This window comes from Sphingomonas sp. OK281, assembly GCF_900115295.1.
GTDB lineage: Bacteria > Pseudomonadota > Alphaproteobacteria > Sphingomonadales > Sphingomonadaceae > Sphingomonas.
In genome coordinates, this window is record NZ_FOVZ01000001.1 from 1341606 (window position 1) to 1359301 (window position 17696).

Sequence of the window (17696 nt, forward strand, 5' to 3'; positions counted from 1 at the left end):
GGTTAGATACCCCGCCATATCCGCGAGACGATCGAGGGGAACCAGCTGCGCCTGCGCCGTAAGCGCGGTACCGACATGACGATCTTCTCGTCGCGCGCCTCGGCAATGGCGCCGCATGTCGGGAGCGAGGCGGTCGCACACATCTGGGCCCGGCGCTCGAACGACCTGATCAAGCGGGTCATCGCCTGTACCCCGAGACCTTCGCTGGCGTATGCCAGTTGCCGATCCCTTGGCATCTCGATCGCGCATCGATCAATGAGATCGCGCGTTCCATCTGTGTTAGCAGAAGAATGCCCACGCCGAATAGCGCAACCAAGATAATACCGAACAATTTTGCTAGAAGGCCCTGCCGATAACTGAGGTATAGATTGCGCAAAACGTACAATAATCCTCCATACTCATTGCACCAGTTCACTGTACCAAATCCAACGCACATTTTATACGCCACATTCAATCAGACGGCATCAACGAGGACTTAGATCGGTCATTCGCCGCAGCCGTTGGCGCGTCGCTCTTCTGCCTTTCGTTAACATCGATGCGATATTATATATGATGCTCATTACCGAGCGCGAGTTACGAATGGCAAGACGAGCGCAATTGTGACAATACCGGAGATAAGCATAAGCATCGTCGCGATCCAATGATCGTTGAATAATTCCGCCAACCAATTTTCCGTGACGATCGCAGCGACGAGAGATGCGGAAACGAAAACTGCAGTCACTGTTCGCTGGCGGTGACCGCGCCGCGACGATCGCGTTGTTCTCACGCCGATCGGCCCGCGCTTCACTGTAGCATCTGCTTGAAGCCGCCAAGGCCGCGCCGATACTGCATCGGCGCGGCGACCGCCGTAAGCTGGTCGCCCGCAGTGACCACGGCCTGCGCGAACGGTGCGTGACGACGACCGAGATGCTCGCTGCCCGGCAGGCTCACGCGATCATCGTCGATGCTGATGCTTGGGTTGCCGCTACGCTCGTGAATACCGAGGACGGCGTCACGGCCGGGTCGCGGTACGTTGACGCAGAGCGTTCCGTCTCTTGCAAGCGACGGAACTGCGGTCACGATCCGGCGAAACACTTTTCCCGCCCGTAGCAATGCCTCGTCCTTGGCAAGGAAGTCGGTCGCTTCTGCGGGGTCAAGCTCCAGCTTCAACCGCTCTCTTTGGTCGCGCAGGCCTGAAACCGTCACGCGGATACCGGGTTCGGAGGCCGCACGATCGTCGCGGGAATGGGCGTTTGGGATCGTGGCTACGGACACCAGCCGCGCGCCCGTCAAGGCCAGCCGAATGGGCACCATCATGCGCCTTATCCTTCGAATCGGAGAATTTACGACGGCGGACACCCCGGCTCGCGTTCGACCGCGAGCGGGGCGAGACTCTCATGCCATCAGAAGATGTGGCGGACGCCGATCGTGCCCGACAGCGTGCGCAGCTTGGGTTCGTAGCGGGTGGCCGCACCGGCATCCTGACCGTCGAACGCGAGCTTGCTGGTCTGCGAATACCGGCCGCCGACCTCGATCGTGGTCTTGGGTGCTACGTTGATGCCGATGCCAGCGTCGCCGTGCCAGGTCATCCCCCAGTCCTTGCCGGCATAGCTGCTGCTCAGGCCGTTGGCGCCGGTCCGTGACAGGTTTGCGTCCACCCTGGACGCGCCGATGCCGCCACCCAGATACGGCACGAACACGGCATGGAGCGGGATGTCGACATAGCCCGACACGCTGACATTGTACGACCGCGTGCGACCCGACGCCGGCAAATTGTCCGTACCGAGGTCCTTCAGGTTGAGGCTGTTGCCGTTATAGCCGATCGTCTGTTCGACGCGGAACATGCCGAAGTCGTAGCCACCGCCGATCTCGCCGGTCAGCCCGGTCTTGTACTTGGTATTGTCGTCGAACTGCGACGGCAGAGAGTCGACGTCGAACTTCTGCTCGGAATTGACCGAGGCACCGGCACGCGCCACCGCGTAGATGCCGCGGGCGGGTTCGTCCTGCGCCTGCGCGACGGACGAAAGCGACGCGGCCGCACCAAGAGCGATCAGGCTGGCGAAAACGAAACGAGTCATGGGATAAGGCCTTTCGAGTGGTTCCCGCCTTGAGCTGGCGGGGTCGAACAGGCTGATGGCGGACGGCGATGAAGACGCGTCGTGGGTATGATGGACGAACGATGGAGCGCCGCCTCCATCGTTCGTCCACACTTCGCGGCAAAAGCCCTGACAATCGAATGAGCCGAGGAACACCGAGTGACCGACCGTATCCTGATCGTCGAGGACGAGCGCGAGATCGCCGAGCTGCTCGCGGCCTATGTCGAGCGCGCCGGCTTCGAGGTGGTGAAGGCGGGCACCGTACAGGACGCGATCCGCGCGCATGCCCAGTCGAACCCGGTGCTGATGCTGCTCGACATCGGCCTGCCGGGTGGCGACGGGCTCGACGTGCTCACCACGATCCGCCGCCGCGCCGACACGCCGGTCATCATGATCACCGCGCACGACGACGAAGTGACCAAGCTGTCGTCGCTGCGGATCGGCGCGGACGATTACGTCGTGAAGCCGTTCAACCCGTCGGAGGTCGTCGAGCGTATCCGTGCTGTACTGCGTCGGGCGCAGGGCGCGACCAACCGGCGTACGCTGTCGGTCGGCACGCTGCTGATCGAACTCGACGCGCGTGTCGTCAGCTGCCGCAACGCCGACGGCGACGAGCCCGTCCGCATCCCGCTGACCCCGAGCGAGTTCGAGATCCTCGCGCACATGGCACGCCAGCCGCGCCGCGCCTTCTCGCGCGCCGAACTGCTCGAGGCGGCGTCGCCCGACAGCGACGCTTATGATCGCGTAGTCGACAGCCATTTGTCGAAACTGCGCCAGAAGCTGGCGGCGGCGGGCTGCATCGACATGATCGAACCGGTGCGCGGAATGGGATATCGCCTGTGGCCCGCCTCCTGAACCGCATCGTCACGCGGATGGTCGTGCTCGCCGCGGCGACGACGATCATCACCATGCTGCTCGGCATGGCCGCGTATGTCGCCGCGGTCCATTACCGGTTGAGCGTCACCACGCACCACATGCCGCCCAAGGCACGCGAGCAGCTGGAGCTGCTGGTGCGGACGCATCAGGAGGGCAGCGATCGCTATTTCGACCTGTTCGATCGCTATGGCGCGAAGGCCCCCGCGCTCACCGATCTAGGGTTCGTCGCGACGATCGCGCTGGTCTCGATCCTGGTCGGCGGCGGGGTTGCGATGGTCTTCGCACGCCGGATCAGCCGGCCGATCACTGCCGTCGCGAACGCCGCCGCGCGCGTCTCCGCGGGAGACCGGTCGGTGCGGGTGGAGCGCGGCAGCACCTCGGGCGAAACTGGCGAACTGATCGAGAGCTTCAACCGGATGGCGGCGGACATCGACGCCTACGAACGCGAACGTACCGTCCTGACCGCGGGCATCGCGCACGAACTGCGCACCCCGCTGACGATCCTGAAGGGGCGACTGCACGGGCTGGCCGACGGCGTGATCGATCCCGCGACCGGCGAGGCCGATCGGCTGCTCCGCCAGGTCGAGCACCTCTCGCATCTGGTCGAGGATCTGCGGACGCTCGCGCATGCCGATGCGGGCGAACTCGATCTCGACCGGCGCCCGGTCGATCTGGCGGTGTTGCTGGGACTGGCGGTCGGCGATCTCCGAGGATCGGCGAGCGAGCGCGATGTCACCATCGTCGAGTCTTGCGAAACGGCGCTGGTGCACGGCGATCCGGTCCGGTTGATGCAGGTGATGACCAACATCCTCACCAACGCGATCAAGCACGCCCCCGATCGCAGCCGGATCGATGTCGCCGTCTTCACCGCCTCCGGCCACGCGATCGTCAGCGTGACCGATGAGGGCGACGGTTTCGCGATCGACGACGAGGCCCGCATGTTCATGCCGTTCTGGCGCGCCGGCAGCGACAGGCTGGCCGGTCGCCCCGGCAGCGGCGTCGGCCTGACGCTCGCCGCGAAGATCACCGAGGCGCATGGCGGGCGCATCATGGCGAAGAACCGCGTCGACCGGTCTGGTGCGTGCTTCTCGGTATGGCTACCGCTCTGACCTGACACGTTCGCGGTTTCGACACCGTCGCTCCATCGCGCCTCCATCACCCACTGCTTTGTACGGACCGCCGGGATCGTCCCGGTCGACAAACGGCGCGCCTCGCTTTGGCTAGTCTGGGCGGCGGCGCTTGGGAGATAGAATCATGGCGAAATTCCATACGCTCGGCGCAGGCACGCTCGCGGCGCTCCTGATCGGCTCGGCATCGGGCGCGATCGCCGCGACGCCGGTGATCGGCACCTGGATCACCGACGAGGGCAAGGCGCTGGTGCGGATCGACCCGTGCGGCCCGGCGGTCTGCGGCAGGATCGTCAAGATCCTCAAGCACGAACCCGGCAAGCCGACCACCGACATTGCCAACCCCGACCCGTCGAAACGCCGCGACCCGATCGAAGGCAGCTTCATCCTGACCGGGTTCACCGACGCGGGATCGGTCTGGAAGGGCAAGATCTACAATCCCGACAGCGGCAAGACCTACACGGCGAAGCTCGCCCGCAACCCCGACGGCACGCTGAAGGTCGAGGGATGCGTCGCATTCCTGTGCCGTGGACCGACGTGGCAGCCCGCCCGCTGACCCCCGCATCGCAGGAGCATGACATGACGACGCTACGCACCGAGATCGTGAAGGACGCCATCGCCAGCCGCGTGTTTAACGACAAGATCGACCTACTTGCGGGCCATCTCGCCAAGGATATCCGCGCGCTGCTTGAGGCCCGTGGCGTGCTGATTTTTCCCGAAATCCATTTTACCGAAGCCGAACAAATCGCCTTCACCCGGACGCTCGGCATCCCGGCGTCGGAAGGCAGCGATGGCAGGACCACCGCGAAGATCTCGCTCGATGCGAAGCAGAACCCGGCAACGGCGGAGTTCCTGAAGGGTTCGCTCTACTGGCATATCGACGGCACCAACAGCGACGTGCCGATCCTCGCTTCGCTCCTGTCGTGCGTGGTGCCGGCACCGAGCGGCGGCAACACCGGTTTCTGCAACACCTATGCGGCCTATGACGCCCTGCCCGCTAGCCGACAGGCGGAGTACGATCCTCTGCGCGTCGTCCATGCACCTTGGGCATCGCTGTTCTACTACCGCCCCGAACCCAGCCTCGACATGCTGAAGACGATGCAGGCGCTCGGCGAAAAGGACCTGCCACTGGTGTGGACGCACGCCTCGGGGCGCAAGTCGCTCATCCTCGGCTGTACCGCCCGGAACGTGGTCGGGCTCGACCCGAAGGACAGCACCGCGCTCCTGGTCGGACTGCGCGATTGGGCGACGCGCGACGAGTTCAGCTACAGTCACGCGTGGAACACCGGTGACCTCGTCATGTGGGATAACACCGGCACGATGCACCGTGCCGAACCCTATGACTCCACGTGCGGTCGTATGATGCTTCGCACGAAGCTTGAGGGTGACGAACCGTTTGCGTGATACCCCATGTTAAGTATCTGCACGGTTTTTCCCGAAGCAGGTTTCGTGGCAAATTGGACGACGACCCGCTTTCAGACTTCCACAGGCCGCTTTGCGGACCCCAACTTCAGCCACCTGTTCACGTCCCGTCGTCCGAGAGCCTACCCTGCCCCGGTTACCGGCCTATGCCGTAGGTCTGACAGAGTCCGCGGGTATATTCGAGCGCTGGAACGTCACATTCGCGCGCCCGACGGGTGAACTGGGATACCGTCGCACCGGTGGTCTTCACAAAATCCTTCACCCGCAGCGTCGTTTCGCGATAATCCAGTTCGAATCCTTCGAGCAAGATCAACGCAACACCGCCCTCAACCGTCCGCGCAGCCTCAGGCGCATTGGCGGTATAGGTTCGCTCGATGTGGCCAAGGTATTGGATCATGACGGCGTACCGGTCCTTTGGCGAAGCCGAGCGCTTCACCGCGCACCAGTCATCGCCCGACAACGTGTCGAGCAGCGCAAACAATGCGTCGATATGCCTGCCCCATTCGCGCGGGTTAGCTCCGATCGTCTCGATCAGGGCAAGGGTCTGTTCTCTGTTGTTCAAGCCAACCTCCCGGCGGGATCATGTAGCTGCGCTTGAGCGTCCAGCCATCTTACATCTACGGATCCTAGGCCTTGAGCCAAGGGCTCGATGGCGATGGACCCACGATCGGTCATTCGATGTCTCTTAGCCCCGTATGAGCTCTTGTACGGCTCGAAGCGGATCGAACACAGATAGGCAACTCGGACGACGCGATCGCGATCGCGATCGGCCATCACTCGAACTCGAGATCCTTGATGCGCACGGCATAGGGCGGACAGTAGAGCCCGTGCGCGTCGGTAGATTTGGCGACCACCGATCCGGCGTTGATGACGCACCCCTCTCGCACGATGACGCCCGGGTAAATGGTGACGTTGGCGCCTACCCAGCAGCCACGTTCGATCAGAACAGGCCGAAGTCGGTCCCCATCGACACCCCGCCGCCAGACCGAGCGCGTAATGTGATGGGTCAGTGATATGATCGTGCACCGGTAGCTGATCCGCACCGCTTCGCCGATCTCGACGCCACCGCCGGCGTCGATGAGCCCCTCGGGCCCAACGAACGCCCCCTTCCGAAGGATCAGCCGCTGCGGATCGACGACCGTGCAGCTGGGATCGATGAAGGCCCCCTCCTCCATTGTGATCAGGCTCAGCATGTCTTTGGTCAGCACGGGCGTCTTTTCTCAATTCGGCAATCAGGCATGCCTCGGGGAGACGTCCCTAACGGTCAATTCCCAGCCGCCTCAATAGCGAACCTTCGCGCCCGCGTAGAAGTACCGACCGACCGGCGAGATCGGCACGTTGGTCTCGAAGCCGATGTCGGGCTTCTGGTCGGCGAGATTGTTGACGCCGCCATAGAACGAGAACCGCTGGTCGACGGCGACCTCCGCCTGCACGTCGTGCTGCCACAGTTCCTTGTACCGGAAATAGCGCGGATCGACGAGGCTCGGGTTCGCGTCGGTGTCGGCCTTCGCGAAACGGCGGACACCGTCCTGCCAGCGCAGATTGTAGCTGAGGGTCAGCGCCCCCGCGGTCCAGCTCGGCGAGAAGGTAAAAGTGTATTTCGGGCGGAAGGGCTGGTCGACATTGTCCTCGGCGATCGCGCCCGGCGTGGCGACCTGTTCGAGCTTGTCGAGATAGCCGCCGACCAGACGGATATCGAACGCCCCCATACGCGCCGTCCGGAAGCGATAGGCGATGTTGAGTTCGGCGCCGGCGGTGCGGAACGCCGCGACGTTCTGCGGCTGCACGACATAGCCGTTGATGAACCCGGTGCCGCGCTCTCGACCGATCGCGTTGCAATAGGCGTTGTCGAGCGTCGGCTGGTCGACGCACAGCGAGGCGATCGTGTTCGCGTCAGGCGTGTTGATCGCGTCGCGCAACCGGATGTCGTACCAGTCGAGCCCGATCGACAACCCCGAGATCGGCCGCACCACGACACCCGCCGTCCAGGTGCGGGCGACTTCGGCGCGCAGATCCGGATTGCCCTGCTGCGTGCCGGGGATGAAGATCGTCGCGTTCGGGTTGTTCTGCGCGGTGAAGGTGGCGGGATTGCCCCCTGCCCCGGTGATCAGCGTCTGGCAGTTCGCGGTGCGGAACTGCGTCCCGAGCGTGCGGTTGCCGAGGTAGCACGGGTCGGAGAAGAAATTGCTGCTGCCGGTCTGTGGGCGGAAGATCTCGCCGATGTTGGGCGCGCGGACCGAGCGGCCGTACGAGCCGCGGAAGCTGATCTCGCGGATCGGCGCGTAGATGCCGTTGAACTGGTAGGCGCGGGTCGAGCCGACCGTCGAATAATCAGAATAGCGTCCGGCGGCACCGACCGAGAGCAGGCTGGCGAACGGCACGTCCTTCAGGATCGGCGCGTTGAGCTCACCGAACGCTTCCCAGACATCGAAATGGCCGCTCGACGGGGTCGGCAGGATGTATTCGTCATATTGGTAGAACGCGTTGTCGGTGATCGCCTGCGCGGGGCGGAAGCTGCTCGATTCACGGCGATATTCGCCTCCGACCGCGAACGCGACCGGGCCGCCGGGCAGCGTGAAGAACTGCCCGAAGTCGCCGTTCAGCGAGGCGTTGGCGACGTGTTGGGTAAGACGCGCATCACTTGCCGGGTTGCTCAGGAAATAGCCGAACGAGGCCGGGTCCACGGTTTTGCCGCCGAACGTATTGACGGGGACGCAACCCGCGGCGCGAGCATCCGCCGAACGGCAGACGATCGTTCCCCCCGGCCCGCGCACCGCATCGAGCGCGTTCAGGAATCGATCGTTCAGGCGGTCGTTGAGCTTGGTCGCGCGGACGTCGGTCTGGCCGTAGGTGTAGGACACGTCGTAGCTGGCATGCTCCGAGATGCGGCCGGTGACGTCGACGACACCGCGATAGGTGCGGCGGCGGTCTTCTTCGCCACGGCGCGGGATATCGAAATTGTTGCGGTTGACGTCGACCGAGGACAGCCCGGCCGCGGTCGCGGCGGCGAGGATGCTCGCCGGTATGTACGGATTGTCGAGCGCGATGGTCGCCGGATAATTGCCGCCATAACCGCCGAAGCTGGTCACGGTCGACTGGACGAACTTGCCCTCCAGGCTGATCTTGAACGCGTCCGAGGCGTCGTAATGCGTCAGCGCGTTGACCGCGTGGCGGCGCGTCCGCGGGAAGATGTCGCCGATATAGCCGGCGACCGGCGTATCGTCGCCGCCCACGGAGTAGCCATCATTCTGCAGGAAACGGCCGGGCGTATAGACCGCGCCGTCGCCACGGAATGTCTGGTCGCCGATATACACGATGCCCTGGTTCGAGCTGTACGGATAGCGCAGGTCGCGCACCGGTCCGATCTTGTAGCTGCCGACGCGCGTCGGATCGTAATTGTCGAGGTTGACGAAATACTGGCGGTCGTTGCGGGCGAGATACGCGCGGCCGTCGTTCGCGAGCGGCTGGTCGGCATTATACTCGTAGGCGAGCGTCAGGTTGCCGCGGCCATCGGCGAAGTTGCGGCCCGCGATCAGCGAGGCGAAGCGGTTGGCGGCGTCGCCTCGCTCGGAGATGCCGAACTGGCTGCGCGCTGCGACGCCGTCGAAATCGCGCTTCATCACGAAGTTGACCACGCCTGAGACGCCGTCCGCGCCGTACACGGCGGAGGCGGCGCCGGTGAGCACGTCGACGCGCTCGATCAAGTCGGTCGGGATCGCGTTGATGTCGACCGCCGCGGTGTCGGGCTGGCCGGCGACGTGGCGGCGGCCATTGACGAGCACCAGCGTACGGTTGGGGCCAAGCCCGCGCAGGTCGAGCAGGTTGAGCCCGACCTGCCCGAAGCTGCCGTCCGCCTGCGCGTTGCCCGCAGTCCGCGTGCTGTCACGCGAGTTGGTGAGCGCCGGCACACGCTGGAGGAAGGTCGTGACGTTGGTGTTGCCCGACTTCTGGAGGTCGGCGGCACTAAACGAGACGATCGGGTTGGGCGCTTCGTAATCCGGGCGCGCGATGCGTGACCCGGTGACGACGATCTCGGTAGCAGGGTCCGCGGCCGGATCGGCAGCGGCGGATGCCGGCGTATCGGTGGTCGGCGTATCGGTGGTCGGCGTATCGGTGGTCGGCGGGGCGACCTGTGCCTGTACCGAGGTTGCGGCAAGCAGCGCGACGCCGGACAGCAGATGACGACGGCGAAGGATACGCATGACTTTTCTCCCTGTTCGCCGGCATTGGCCCCCGCCAGCGTTGCGTCCCGCTTAGGCGCATCGGCCGTTGGGGAGCAAGCATGTCGCCCGCGCAAACCCCGCCAAGGCATTAACCTAGCGCAATATTTCGCCGGTTATCGTCTCGCGCGGGGGGTGGCGCGGAACGCCGTGATGCGCCACGATCCGGCGATGGGGGAGCAGGCGCACGACTGGACGCGGAGAGCCGCATTGGGACTCCTGCCGACGCTCGGCCTGGCGGCCTGTACCGGCCCGCGCGGCCCCGAACCGCTGAGATTCTGGGCGATGAGCTACGAAGGCGATTATTCGCCGATGCTCATGCCCGCCTTCACTGCCGCGACGGGGATCCCGGTCGACGTCCAGTCGCTGCCGGCGACCGCAGCGCATGAAAAGCTGCTGACCGCGCAGGCCGGCGGCGCGATGCCCGACGTGCTGATGCTGTATACTGGCTGGGTCCAGGAGTTCGCGACGATCGGCGCGATCGCCCCGATCCCGTCGCCTGCGCTGGTCGCGGACATGTTTCCGGGCGTGCTCGATGCCACCAGGGTCGGCGGTCGAGACTTTGCAGTGCCATGGTCGGTCGCACCGCAGGTTCAGTTCTACCGCCGCGACATTCTCGCCAGGGCGGGCTATGCCGAACCCGCCGAAGATTGGGACGGCTGGCTCCGCATGGGTCGTGCGATCAAGCGACAGCGGCCTGACGACTTCGTGTTCATGCTCCTGCTCAACTGGCCCGACATGCTCATGACGATGCTCGGCCAGACCGGCGCGACGATGCTCCGCGACCACGATACGCGCGGTAACTTCCAGACGCCGGAGGCACGGACCGCATTCGCCTATTACGCCCGGATCTTCGCCGAAAAGCTCGCGCCGAAAGCGCTCTCGACCGAGATCCAGGACCCGGTCGCGGCGTTTGCGCAAGGCTATTTCGCGATCTGGCCGACCGGTCCGACGACGTTGCTCGACCTGCATCGCCGCGCCGCCGAAATCCCTGCCGAGCACTGGGGAACCGCACGGCTCGCCGGTCCGCACGGTGTCGGCGCGGTGTCGGGCCTGAGTACCAGCCTGTGCGTTTCCGCCTCGACGCCGCGCGCGGCCGAAGCCTGGACGCTGGTTCGCCACCTTAGTTCGCCGGCGAGCGAACTCCGGTACCAGACCATGATCGGCAATCTTCCCGCTCGCCTGAGCGCGTGGTCCTCGCCGCAACTGCGTGCGCCGATACTCGCGCCGTTCAAGGAGCAGATGCGCTTTCCCGCTGTCGCGCCGAGGGTCATCGAGTGGGAACGGATAAAGCTCGAAATCCAGTTCGCCGCCGAGCGCGTCGTGCGGGACGTCCAGACGACCGCGCAGGCGCTGGCAGGGCTCGACACACGCGTCGACCAGTTGCTCGCCAAACGCCGTGCGCTGGTCGAGGCGGGGAAGCGCGCATGACCCGCCAGGAACGCGCCGCCTGGCTCTTCTCCGCGCCGGTCCTCGCGATCATCGCGCTCGTCTTCGTCCTGCCGACTACGCTGGCGATGGCGTTGTCGGTCACCGATTACTCGATCTATGCGCTCGCCGACTGGACGAACCTGCGCTTTGTCGGGCTCGGCAATTTCATCGACCTGTTCTCGACTCCGCTGTTCTGGCGGGCGATCGGCAACACCGCGCTGTTCGCGGTGCTCGGCGTACCGATGGCGATCGGGGCGTCGTTGGCGGTCGCGCTGCTGCTGAACGATGTGACCGTGCGGTGGAAGCCGCTGTGGCGCGTGCTGCTGTTCGCGCCCTACGTCACCAGCATCGTCGCGACCGCGGTGGTGTGGCGGTTCCTGTTCAACGAGCGCTCGGGCCTCATCAACCGCGCATTGGCGCTAGTCGGCCTGGCGCCGGTCGACTGGCTCGGCAACCCGCATACATCGATTCCGGCGATCCTGATCTTCGTCACGTGGAAGATCTTCGGCTACAACATGATCGTCTTCACCGCCGCGCTCTCCGCGGTGCCGCAGGACCTGATGGAGGCCGCGCGGCTCGAAGGCGCCGGTCGCTGGGGCCGCTTCCGCCACGTCACCCTCCCCGCGATCGGCCCGACGTTGCTGCTCGCCGCGGTGATGAGCATCGCGGGCTTCCTCCAGATCTTCGCCGAGCCCTATGTGATGACGCTCGGCGGCCCGGCGCAAAGCACCACGACGATCCTGTATTTCATGTTCGACGAGGGCTTCAAATGGTGGAATCTGGGGCAAGCGAGTGCGGTCGCGTTCGTGCTGTTCCTGATGATCCTCGCGCTGACGATGGTCCAGACGCGGATCGGAAGGCGCTACGAATGGCTCTGAAACCCCGTGCGATCCTCGCCAATGCCGCGGTGGCGGCCCTGACGGCGGTGACGATAGCGCCGCTGCTCTACATGGTGATCGTCTCGTTCATGCCGCGCGGCGAGTCGAGCAACCTCCCGACGCCGCTCTGGCCATCGCATTGGTCGTTGGAGAATTACCACGAGCTACTCGTCCGGCGGCTGATCGACGGCGCGTGGTTCGACTACCGGATCGTCCCGGCACTGTTCAACAGCGTCGCGATCGCCGCGATCTCGACCTTGCTCGGCCTGCTGCTGACGGTGCCGGCCGGCTACGCCTTCGCCAAGCTGCGCTTCCGCGGGCGCGAGCGGTTGCTGAAGATCCTGATCGCCTCGCTGGTCGTGCCGGGCCAGGTCGCGATGCTGCCGCTTTTCCTGATCTTCAAGCAACTCGGCTTGGTGAACAGCTATGCCGGCGTGATCCTGCCGAGCCTCGCGGGCATCTTCGCGATCCTGTTCGTGCGGCAGGCGACGCTCGCGATCCCCGACGAGATGATCGACGCGGCCCGGATCGACGGCGCGAGCGAGGCGCGGATTTTCGTGACGATCGTCCTCCCCCTCCTCACCCCCATCGTCGTCACGCTGGCGCTGTTCATGTTCCTCGGCTCGTGGAACGACTTCCTCTGGCCGCTGATCGTGCTGGCCGACCAGCATCTCTACACACTACCGGTCGCGGTCGCGGCGATCGCGCGCGAGCATTCGGCGGACGGCGAACTGATGATGGCGGCCGCGGTCGTCACGACGATGCCGGTGCTGCTGCTGTTCCTCGCGATGCAGCGTTATTATCTGACCGGGCTGCTCGGCGGCAGCGTGAAGGGATAGGCGCGGCCATCGGCGCCGAACACATGCGCGTCCTCGGGGGCGACGCCGACGCGCAGGAGCTCGCCAAGCGTAACCGAACGATCCCCCGGCAATTGCGCGACGATCGTATCCGCCGCGCCGCGCGCGCCGAGATGCGCGAACGACAACGGCCCAAGTCGCTCGAACAGCTCGACCGCACCAACGAACGGCCCTGCGTCGTCGACATGCAGATGTTCGGGCCGAATCCCGAGCGTAACCGCCGCGCCGACCGCGTCCTCCGGCACGATCGTGCTGGTCCTCACCATCTCGCCGCCCGCCAACCTTATGGTCGTACCGCCATCGTCGACCGACCCGATCGTTGCCGCAAGCAGGTTCATCCCCGGCGAGCCGATCGCCGCGGCGACGGCCAGACTCGCCGGCCGCCGATACACCTCGATCGGCGGCCCGACCTGCTCGACACGCCCCTCGCTCATCACGACGATGCGATTGGCGAGCGTCATCGCCTCCAGTTGATCGTGCGTGACATAGATCATCGTCGCGCCAAGCTGCTGATGCAGCCGAGCAAATTCATGCCGCATCCGCGCGCGCAGGTTGGCATCGAGGTTCGACAGCGGCTCATCGAGCAACAAAACCTTGGGCCGACGCACCACTGCGCGCGCGATCGAGACGCGCTGGCGCTGCCCGCCCGACAATGCACGCGGCCGCCGGTCGAGCAATTCCGACAGATCGAGCATCGCCGCGACCTCCGCAACCCGCTCGGCAATCTCGCGCTTGGCGACCTTCGCGACTTTCAACGGAAACGCGATATTTTCGGCGACCGTAAGATGCGGGTAGAGCGCGTAGGACTGGAACACCATCGCCAGCCCGCGATCCGACGGCGCCGCATCGGTCACGTCGCGCTCGCCGATCACCACCCTCCCGGCGCTTGGCACCTCAAGCCCGGCGATCATCCGCAACAGTGTCGACTTGCCGCAACCCGACGGCCCGACGAGCACGACGAACTCGCCCTCCTCGATCGTCAGGTCGGTTGGCTGGAGCACAGTCGTGTCGCCGAAGCGCTTAAAAAGTCCGCAGATTTCAACGCTCGCCACCGCATTTCCTTTTAGCTATCGCGCCTTGGGGTAGCGGCGGACTCGGCTGCGGGCAAAGTCACCGTATCTGGAACCCTCGGATCCTCGCGTCGACCACACCCAAGCGCGGACATTCGCCTGCCTACGATACTGTGACAATCACTTCCGCTTACAAGACCGTGCTCGCTTGGCTCGCGCGTCGCGGCGGCACTTTGAACGACATCGTATTTCCAAGCCGCAACGCGTCGACGCGCCTCGCCGACCGTCGGAAGTGGCTGAGGGTCAAATCCTCGCCTGGTGTTGCGCCAATCTGTTTTGCCGTCCGGCACATGGCTCACGGTCCCTGCCTCGGGTCGTTAGTCCGAGTGAACAAAAGATATTGTGTCACGCTTGCGGCTCGGAAGCGGAATTAAGCGGGATTGTCTCCTGTTTGGCGGGCTTCGATTCGGCATTGGCCGGTGCTCGAACCGCATTACGTCTTGATTTGTAAGGCAATCGCGCGAGCCGTCGCGGCTGCACCGATGCGGGTCGGATGGAAGGGCGCGATATCACCGTTCGTCCAGCCACGGACCCATGGTACCGACGAGCAGGCATTATGGGCCGCCCCAAGCGCGTACATGTCGACCAGGATTGCGCCGCCTGCCTCTGCCGCTGACCGCGTGACGGCAGCGAGCGTATTGCCAACCTGACGCATCGTGCCGGCTTCGGCGGCAGTCAGCCCCAGCACCGGGCACGTGCCTGAGGGCGGCAGGATGGTTGGGTAGGTCGCTATCACGACGACCGCATGTGGGGCCGCGGCATGGATCGTTTGGAGCGTCGCGATCAGATCACTGCGCAGTCGATCGTAGCCACGCGCGGCGGGTTGCCGTGGGTCGTCCCAGAACCACCGGACGAAGCGGCCGAACACGGAGTTTGTATGCCGTGCCGCCAGCATCGACAGGTCGGCAACATAGCCGACATCGTTACCCCCGATCGTCAGCGTCACGAGGCGCGTGTCGCGCGTGATCGTCCGGACCTGAGGCCCCTGGAAATACTGACCGCCGTGTAGCAGATGGCGGGTCACGGCACCGCCGCAGCTCATGTCGACGAGCGCCACTGCGCGCAGCCGGGCCAGCTGTTGCGGATAGCCGTCGACGCTGCGCGCGCACAGCGTTGGACTGCCGGGTTCAAGGGCGCCTAGTCCCGCTCCCGCCGCGAACGAGCTGCCCAGCGCGACATAGTCCGGCCGGCCGCTCGGGGTCCGACGGCCCTGGGCAACGACAATCATCAGGCCGATGGCGATGATCGCTGTCAGTCCACCCAGCAACCAAAGCCCGACTTTCCGCTTGCGTCCACGCATCCCGTCTTTCTCCTGCCGCAGGACGGCCATCGGCGCAGGTCGGCGCGCGGCCGGCAATGGCCTGGTTGCGCGCGGACCGCATGGGCACACCATGCGAGCGATGCCGCATAGTAACCGGATGCTTTGACGAGACGCGGACGGTGTACATCGACACGATGTTAGTCAGTGAACATCCAGATCCGATCGTCCACGTCACCGCCGGCGCTGTCCAAGGACGCACGACCGGGGGCGTCCAGCGCTTTTTGGGCATCCCCTATGCAGCGCCGCCCGTTGGAGCCTTGCGGTTTGCGCCGCCTTCGCCGCCACCGTCGTGGACGGGCGTACGCGCGGCCACCGACGCGGGGCCGAACGCGCCGCAGCGGATCAGGCCGGTGCCCGGCCTTAATGTCGGGGCGCTGATCGGCAGCGGCTGGACTCCGGGCGACGACTATCTGACGCTCAATGTCTGGCGCCCCGACGACGACCGCACTGGACTGCCGGTGATGCTTTTTGTTCATGGCGGCGGCTTCGTCGTCGGCAGCAAGGACGCGCCGGTGCAGGACGGGACGTCCTTCGCGCGCGACGGCGTAGTGTGCGTTGCGATCAACTATCGCATGGGGATTGACGGCTTTCTGCCAATCCCGGGTGTCCCGACCAATCTCGGCCTGCGCGACGTCGTCGCCGCGCTCGAATGGGTCCGCGCGGAGATCGACCGCTTCGGAGGCGACCACGCCAACGTCACTGTGTTCGGCGAGTCGGCGGGTGCGATGGCGATCGCCGACCTCGTCACCTCGCCTGCCGCCAAGGGTCTGTTCGCCCGTGCGATCATTCAAAGCGGACATGGCGGCATGACGCGTGACGTGGGCGTCATGCAGCGGCTGGTGACCAAGCTCGCCAAACTGCTCGGCGTCGCACCGACCCGTGACGGGTTCGCCAGCGTCGCGGCTGAGGCAGTGCTCGACGCAGTGGAAAAGGTGTCGTTACCGACCGCGCGGATCGACCTGCGTGGGGCGGACGGGCGCGAGCCGGTGTTCGGGATCAGCCGCTTCGTGCCCGTCCACGGCGACGACATGTTGCCGGTGCCGCCGCTGGATGCGCTCCGCGACGGCGCGGGCGCGGACGTGGATGTGCTGATCGGTACGAATGCCGAGGAAATGAACCTGTACCTGGTTTCATCGGGTGTCCGCGACAAGATTGGGCGATTGCTGGCGTGGTTCGTGCTGCGAAAGTCGCAGCCGCGGGCGTGGGCAGTTCTGAACGCTTATGGTGCTGGCAAGCGTCCCGGCGGCCGTGTGCTGACCGATGCGATGACGGACCTAGTCTTTCGCTGGCCCGCCCGGCGGTTTGCCGAGGAACATCGCGGCCGTACGCATGTCTACGAACTCGAATGGCGCTCGCCCGCGTTTGGCGGCGAGCTCGGCGCGGCGCATGCGGTCGACGTGCCGTTCGTCTTCGATGCGCTCGCCTGCGCGACCGGTCCCGACGGATTGCTCGGCGAAGCGCCGCCGCAGGATGTCGCGACCCGCATGCACCGACTGTGGGTCGATTTCGCCCGCGACGGGTCCCTCCCCTGGGCGCCATTCGATCGCAATACGCGTCAAGTCTATCGCATCGTCGCCGGCGAGGCGACATTCGAGCCGGTCATGCCCGCCGCGCCGTTCCTACCTTGAAGGAGCAGATCATGTACGCCAATCGCCTGCGGCTCGACGGTCGCAAAGCCTTCGTCACCGGCGGCGCACAGGGCATCGGCTGGGCTTGCGCGGATGCACTCGCCGAGTTCGGCGCCGTGGTGACGATCGCCGATCGCGACCCGGATCTGCTCGCTAGCGGCGTGAAAAGCCTGCGAGACAAAGGTTACGGCGTCACCGGCATCATACTCGATGTGACGGACTCAGCCGCAGTTACTGCCGCCGCCGACGCGGTGCGCGATACCGACATCCTGGTCAATAACGCTGGTATCGCCCGCAGCGAAACCGCGGCTGAGGATGTCGCGGACGAGCATTGGCTGAACGTCCTCGACGTCAATCTCAACGGCACCTTCTGGTGCGCACGCGCTTTCGGACGCAACATGCTGGCGCGGGGCAACGGATCGATCGTCAATATCGGATCGATGTCGGGCTTCGTGGTCAATCGGCCGCAGCCGCAAAGCTATTACAACGCGTCGAAGGCGGCGGTGCACCAACTGACGAGAAGCCTCGCAGCCGAATGGGCCGACCGCGGCGTTCGCGTCAACGCGGTCGCGCCGACCTATATCGCAACCCCGCTCAACGCCTTTGCCGACAAGACCAGCGAGATGTACCGCCGCTGGATCGACGGCACGCCGCAGGGGCGGCTTGGCGAAGCGTATGAGGTCGCCTCTGTCGTACAGTTCCTTGCGAGCGATGCGGCCAGCCTGATGACTGGCAGTATCGTCGCGGTCGATGGCGGCTACTCCTGCTGGTAGGCCAAGTGCCCGAGCCGA

The 17696-nt window shown here is 65.2% G+C and carries 17 protein-coding genes; 9 read left to right on the forward strand and 8 right to left on the reverse strand.

The window, feature by feature from the left end; translation table 11 throughout:
* Window positions 1–2 precede the first annotated feature (2 nt).
* The 3 genes from BM244_RS23020 to BM244_RS05900 form a co-directional block, all read right to left on the reverse strand.
* Window positions 3–182 (reverse strand): hypothetical protein, encoded by a 180-nt coding sequence (locus BM244_RS23020; protein WP_175518083.1) that lies wholly within the window; start codon window positions 180–182, stop codon window positions 3–5.
* A 601-nt stretch (window positions 183–783) separates the two neighbouring features.
* Window positions 784–1296, reverse strand: coding sequence for a hypothetical protein (locus BM244_RS05895; RefSeq protein ID WP_093397946.1), 513 nt, complete (start codon window positions 1294–1296; stop codon window positions 784–786).
* Window positions 1297–1382: 86 nt separating this feature from the next.
* Complete coding sequence (locus BM244_RS05900; RefSeq protein WP_093397947.1) at window positions 1383–2057, reverse strand: outer membrane protein; 675 nt, start codon at window positions 2055–2057, stop codon at window positions 1383–1385.
* A 177-nt stretch (window positions 2058–2234) separates the two neighbouring features.
* On the opposite strand from BM244_RS05900, the gene BM244_RS05905 reads away from it, so the two are divergent.
* From BM244_RS05905 to BM244_RS05920, 4 genes are all read left to right on the forward strand, one after another.
* Entirely contained in the window at window positions 2235–2930 is a 696-nt protein-coding gene (locus BM244_RS05905; protein WP_093397948.1) for a response regulator, read from the forward strand.
* Entirely contained in the window at window positions 2915–4060 is a 1146-nt protein-coding gene (locus tag BM244_RS05910) for a sensor histidine kinase (RefSeq protein WP_093397949.1), read from the forward strand. Before BM244_RS05905 ends, BM244_RS05910 begins: the two co-directional genes overlap by 16 nt.
* A gap of 145 nt (window positions 4061–4205) precedes the next feature.
* Entirely contained in the window at window positions 4206–4634 is a 429-nt protein-coding gene (locus BM244_RS05915; protein WP_093397950.1) for a DUF2147 domain-containing protein, read from the forward strand.
* A 23-nt stretch (window positions 4635–4657) separates the two neighbouring features.
* Window positions 4658–5482, forward strand: a complete 825-nt coding sequence (locus BM244_RS05920; RefSeq protein WP_093397951.1) for a TauD/TfdA dioxygenase family protein — start codon at window positions 4658–4660, stop codon at window positions 5480–5482.
* Window positions 5483–5636: 154 nt separating this feature from the next.
* Here the strand turns inward: BM244_RS05920 and BM244_RS05925 are convergent, their stop codons facing one another.
* The 3 genes from BM244_RS05925 to BM244_RS05935 all read right to left on the reverse strand — a co-directional run bounded on the left by BM244_RS05925 (window position 5637) and on the right by BM244_RS05935 (window position 9702).
* The gene (locus tag BM244_RS05925; protein ID WP_093397952.1) at window positions 5637–6062 is read right to left on the reverse strand and encodes a hypothetical protein; all 426 of its coding nucleotides are present in this window, start codon (window positions 6060–6062) and stop codon (window positions 5637–5639) included.
* A 211-nt stretch (window positions 6063–6273) separates the two neighbouring features.
* On the reverse strand, window positions 6274–6693 hold the full coding sequence (locus tag BM244_RS05930) for an acyltransferase (protein WP_175518085.1): 420 nt from the start codon (window positions 6691–6693) through the stop codon (window positions 6274–6276).
* Window positions 6694–6780: 87 nt separating this feature from the next.
* A complete protein-coding gene (locus BM244_RS05935) occupies window positions 6781–9702 on the reverse strand; it encodes a TonB-dependent receptor plug domain-containing protein (RefSeq protein WP_093397954.1) in 2922 nt (973 codons plus the stop codon).
* 171 nt (window positions 9703–9873) lie between these two features.
* Here BM244_RS05935 and BM244_RS05940 point away from each other — a divergent pair, with 171 nt between their 5' ends.
* From BM244_RS05940 to BM244_RS05950, 3 genes are read left to right on the forward strand one after another with little or no spacing between them, the layout of a single operon-like run.
* Complete coding sequence (locus tag BM244_RS05940; RefSeq protein WP_175518087.1) at window positions 9874–11151, forward strand: extracellular solute-binding protein; 1278 nt, start codon at window positions 9874–9876, stop codon at window positions 11149–11151.
* Window positions 11148–12029 carry a carbohydrate ABC transporter permease gene (locus BM244_RS05945; RefSeq protein ID WP_093397955.1) on the forward strand — a complete coding sequence of 294 codons (882 nt, stop codon included), beginning with the start codon at window positions 11148–11150 and terminating at the stop codon, window positions 12027–12029. The genes BM244_RS05940 and BM244_RS05945 overlap by 4 nt, the downstream gene beginning before the upstream one ends.
* Entirely contained in the window at window positions 12020–12868 is an 849-nt protein-coding gene (locus tag BM244_RS05950) for a carbohydrate ABC transporter permease (RefSeq protein WP_175518089.1), read from the forward strand. Before BM244_RS05945 ends, BM244_RS05950 begins: the two co-directional genes overlap by 10 nt.
* On the opposite strand, the gene BM244_RS23755 is transcribed toward BM244_RS05950, so the two are convergent.
* The gene (locus tag BM244_RS23755) at window positions 12829–13938 is read right to left on the reverse strand and encodes an ABC transporter ATP-binding protein (protein WP_093397956.1); all 1110 of its coding nucleotides are present in this window, start codon (window positions 13936–13938) and stop codon (window positions 12829–12831) included. The genes BM244_RS05950 and BM244_RS23755 overlap by 40 nt on opposite strands.
* 451 nt (window positions 13939–14389) lie before the next feature.
* Window positions 14390–15256, reverse strand: a complete 867-nt coding sequence (locus BM244_RS05960) for an SGNH/GDSL hydrolase family protein (RefSeq protein WP_175518091.1) — start codon at window positions 15254–15256, stop codon at window positions 14390–14392.
* Window positions 15257–15411: 155 nt separating this feature from the next.
* Here BM244_RS05960 and BM244_RS05965 point away from each other — a divergent pair, with 155 nt between their 5' ends.
* Both BM244_RS05965 and BM244_RS05970 read left to right on the forward strand, forming a co-directional pair.
* Window positions 15412–16905 (forward strand): carboxylesterase/lipase family protein, encoded by a 1494-nt coding sequence (locus BM244_RS05965; RefSeq protein ID WP_093398164.1) that lies wholly within the window; start codon window positions 15412–15414, stop codon window positions 16903–16905.
* Window positions 16906–16916: 11 nt separating this feature from the next.
* Window positions 16917–17678: an SDR family NAD(P)-dependent oxidoreductase gene (locus BM244_RS05970; protein WP_093398163.1), complete on the forward strand. Its 762-nt coding sequence runs from the start codon at window positions 16917–16919 to the stop codon at window positions 17676–17678.
* Window positions 17679–17696: the final 18 nt, after the last annotated feature.